The 3,634-nt window shown below is 71.6% G+C and carries 4 protein-coding genes; 3 read left to right on the top strand and 1 reads right to left on the bottom strand.

The window, feature by feature from the left end:
* The first annotated feature begins 268 nt into the window (after window positions 1-268).
* A complete protein-coding gene (locus AB0G02_RS31465) occupies window positions 269-1,696 on the top strand; it encodes an arabinofuranosidase catalytic domain-containing protein (RefSeq protein ID WP_360801309.1) in 1,428 nt (475 codons plus the stop codon).
* A 345-nt stretch (window positions 1,697-2,041) separates the two neighbouring features.
* Here AB0G02_RS31465 and AB0G02_RS31460 read toward each other — a convergent pair whose 3' ends face one another.
* On the bottom strand, window positions 2,042-2,356 hold the full coding sequence (locus AB0G02_RS31460) for an STAS domain-containing protein (RefSeq protein ID WP_360801306.1): 315 nt from the start codon (window positions 2,354-2,356) through the stop codon (window positions 2,042-2,044).
* Between the two features lie 353 nt (window positions 2,357-2,709).
* Between AB0G02_RS31460 and AB0G02_RS31455 the strand changes: the two genes are divergently transcribed.
* Window positions 2,710-2,835 (top strand): hypothetical protein, encoded by a 126-nt coding sequence (locus AB0G02_RS31455; RefSeq protein WP_360801303.1) that lies wholly within the window; start codon window positions 2,710-2,712, stop codon window positions 2,833-2,835.
* Window positions 2,832-3,191 carry a hypothetical protein gene (locus tag AB0G02_RS31450; RefSeq protein ID WP_360801300.1) on the top strand — a complete coding sequence of 120 codons (360 nt, stop codon included), beginning with the start codon at window positions 2,832-2,834 and terminating at the stop codon, window positions 3,189-3,191. Before AB0G02_RS31455 ends, AB0G02_RS31450 begins: the two co-directional genes overlap by 4 nt.
* Window positions 3,192-3,634 lie beyond the last annotated feature (443 nt).

Below are 3,634 nucleotides of genomic sequence, written 5' to 3'. Positions count from 1 at the left end.
GTTGGCGACAATCTGCCACCACGACGGGTGGCGCGGGCCGGCGCGCAGGGCGTTCGACGGAATTCGACCGGACGGCGCGGGCGACCGGCGCCGACCGCCCGTCGACCGGTATTGACAGCCGCGGAAGTCGTTGCGCAGAGTCGACTTCCATCGAGTTGGTCGTGCCTCGCGCTCTTCGTCACCACGGCACCGCCTGCTGCGCTCGACCTGCCCACCCGGAGGAGGAGTCGTGCGAGTTCGAGGCGTCACACGGCTGGCCGTGGCACTCGTGACCGGAATTGCGCTCGTCGCGGTGCCCTTCGCCGCCACGGTGCCGTTCGCCACCCCGGCGCGAGGCGCGACCCAGGGACCGTGCGACATCTACGCGGCCGGCAACACGCCGTGCGTGGCGGCGCACAGCACCACGCGCGCGTTGTACGGCGCGTACAACGGTCCGCTGTACCAGGTGCGGCGATCGTCGGACAGCACCACGCGCGACATCGGCCCGCTCAGCGCGGGCGGGGTCGCCAACGCCGCCGCCCAGGACTCGTTCTGCGCCGGCACGACGTGCCTCATCACCGCTCTCTACGACCAGTCCGGTCGGGGCAACCACCTCACCCAGGCGCCTCCCGGCTACTGGCCCGGCCCCGCTCCCGGTGGCTGGGACAACCTGGCCAACGCCACCGCGGCCCCGGTCACCGTCGGCGGCCAGAAGGCGTACGGGGTGTTCATCTCGCCCGGCACCGGCTACCGCAACAACAAAACCAACGGCGTCGCGACCGGTGACCAGCCGGAGGGCATCTACGCCGTCGTGGACGGCGCGCACTACAACAACTGGTGCTGCTTCGACTACGGCAACGCCCAGACGGACGGCCAGGCCGACCGGCAGGGCATCATGGAGACCGTCTACTTCGGCGCCGACCGCCAGTGGGGCTACGGCGACGGCACCGGCCCGTGGGTGATGGCCGACCTCGAGTGGGGCCTGTTCTCCGGGGTGAACGCGGGCTACAACCGCAACCCCACCGTCAACCACCGCTTCGTCACGGCGATCGTCAAGGGCGAGTCGAACCACTGGGCCATCCGCAGCGGCAACGCCCAGTCGGGCGGCCTGTCGACCGTGTTCGACGGGCCACGCCCCAACGGCTACCACCCGATGCACAAGGAGGGGGCGATCCTCCTGGGCATCGGCGGGGACAACAGCGTCTCCGGGGCCGGAACCTTCTACGAGGGTGTGCTGACCTCCGGCTACCCGTCCAACGCCACCGAGGAGGCCGTGCAGGCCAACATCACGGCCGCCGCGTACGCCCCCGGTCCCGCCGCGCCCACCGGGCCGGTGCGCGCGGTCGGCGCCGGCAAGTGCCTCGACGTGAACGGCGCCACCACGACGCCGGGGGCGCAGCTGCAGATCTGGGACTGCAACGGCGGCGCCAACCAGCTCTGGACGCGGACCGGCGCGGGCGCGCTGACCGTCTACAGCGGGAGCAACCTGCGCTGCGCCGACGCCTCCGGCCAGGGCACGAGCAACGGCACCCCGGTGGTCATCTGGAACTGCAACAGCCAGAGCAATCAGCAGTGGCGGTTCAACGCCGACGGCACCATCACCAGCGCCCAGTCCGGGCTGTGCCTGGACGTCGCCGGCAGCGGCACCGCCAACGCCACCAAGGTGCAGCTCTGGACCTGCACCGGCGCTTCCAACCAGCGGTGGAGCGTGGGGTAACGCCCGAGACCGCCGCTCGCGCCGAGGGCAGCCGCAACCACACCCGCGCACAGAAGACGAAGACGTCCGACCCGCAGGACCAACGACGACCCCCCCTCGCCGTTGCGGGGACGACTACACCAACGCCGACCTGGCGGTGAAGGTCGCGGCGCGCAGCAGTCGGGCACGTACGCGGTGGAGGTCCAGCTCTACGACGCCCTGCGGTAGGCCCTCTGGTCTTCACCTCTGCGGGTGCCGGTGAACGTCGCCTCGGTGCCGGTCGGTCAGGACGTGGTAGCGCAGGGCTCCCAGGGCGTCCGGGGTCCGGAGCTCTGGTCGGCCGAGCCCGGTCGGGGGGAGCGGCCCTCAAGCATGGTCGGCGGTCCCGATCACACCGGACGGGACTTCCTCGCGGATGGACGGCATGAGGTGCGGCGACGTCATCGTGATGCCCGCCTGCACCTGCGGTTGCAGCGCCGCCAGGCACAACGTGCCGCCCGCGGCTTTCGACACCTCGTGCAACCGCACGAGGGCGCTCAGCGCGCTGGAATCGCAGAAGGCCAACCCTGAGAGGTCCAGCACCAGCGCTCCCCCCAGCGCCGAGATCGGCTCCGCGACCTCCGGAAGCGCCGGGGTCGTGCTGAAGTCCGACTCCGGTGGTCGACAGGAGGTGCACTGCACGGAAGCGCGCGTCCGGTGGTCCCGATCGCCCTTGCCGTGTCGCGCATGGACAGGTCACGGTACAAGGAGCGCTCACGGGGGTTGGTGCTCACGACCGCGGGCTCGCGATGTCGAGGGTATTCGCCGGCTGCACGCGCCGAGCAGCGGCCGTGGTCGCCCGCCACGAGCGCCCGGTCGACTGCTACCCGGTCGGTCCGCCTTCCACGGCGATGTGCGGCTATGCCGGCCCGGACGTGGAGGAGTGGGCGTTCCGCAGGGCGCCCGCATGTGACCGAACACCGAGTCCTCGGCGCTCGGTTTCCCTCTTCACGCGGCGGGTGACCGCATGACCGCCCTCGGGCGGAAAGGTGGACATGCCCACCAGAGATCTGTTCGCGCCGGTTCCGCATCGAGCCGACCCGCAACCGCGCGACGGGCAGGCAGTGCTCGACGACGCCGGTCCGAAGTTCCTCGACCTGCGCGTGCGATCGGCCGCATGACCATCGTGGATGCGTCCACCGAGGACGGGTTCGTCCATCCCGCGTTCTTCTACGCCTCGGATGAGGAGTACCTGGGGGGCGCTCGTGCCCTTCGTCCTGGACGGTCTGGCAGCGGACAACCCGTCGCAGTGGCGGTGCCGGGCGAGAGGATGCGGCTGCTGCGCGCCGCTGCGGCCCAGGTGCTGGTGCTCGACATGCAGGTCGCCGGCCGCAACCGGGGCCGGATCATCCCGACCGTGCTGCGCCGGTTCGCCGACGCCCACGTGAGCGGCCACGTGCGCATCACCGGCGAACCGATCTGGGCCGGCCGCACCGACGTGGAGTACTGGCAGTTGGGGCTCGACGCCGAGCGGTAAGCGACCTCGGGCTCATCGCCACCGAACTGGTCACGAACAGCCTCCGACACACCGGTGCCGGCTGCCGGTTGTGGATCTGGAGTGAAAGCAGCCACCTGATCCGCGCGGTCGAGGACAGCGGACAGCTGAGCGATCCCCTCGCCGGTCGCCGGCCGCCCGCGCCGGAGCAGGAGGGGCCGCGGACTGCTGCTGGTCAACCAGCTCGCGGATCTCGTCCGAACGCGCACCAGCGCTCACGGCACGACGGTGTACGCCTTCCTGCGCTTGGCTGGTGCGGGTCGCGACGTCGGTGACGGCTCACAGCGACCATGAGATGAGCGCGACGGGGCCGGTGGAAGCCGCTGACACCGCGATGATGACTTCGGCCCGCGGACGGCGTCGGGCCCCACGGCGGGGGGTGGGGGCCGCCCCCGGGGGGCGCGCGGCGGGCGGGGGCGGTGGGG

The organism is Actinosynnema sp. NPDC023658, assembly GCF_040639995.1.
GTDB lineage: Bacteria > Actinomycetota > Actinomycetes > Mycobacteriales > Pseudonocardiaceae > Actinosynnema.
The sequence above is the reverse complement of the archived record's forward strand: the minus strand, read 5'-3'. Positions and strand labels throughout refer to the sequence as shown.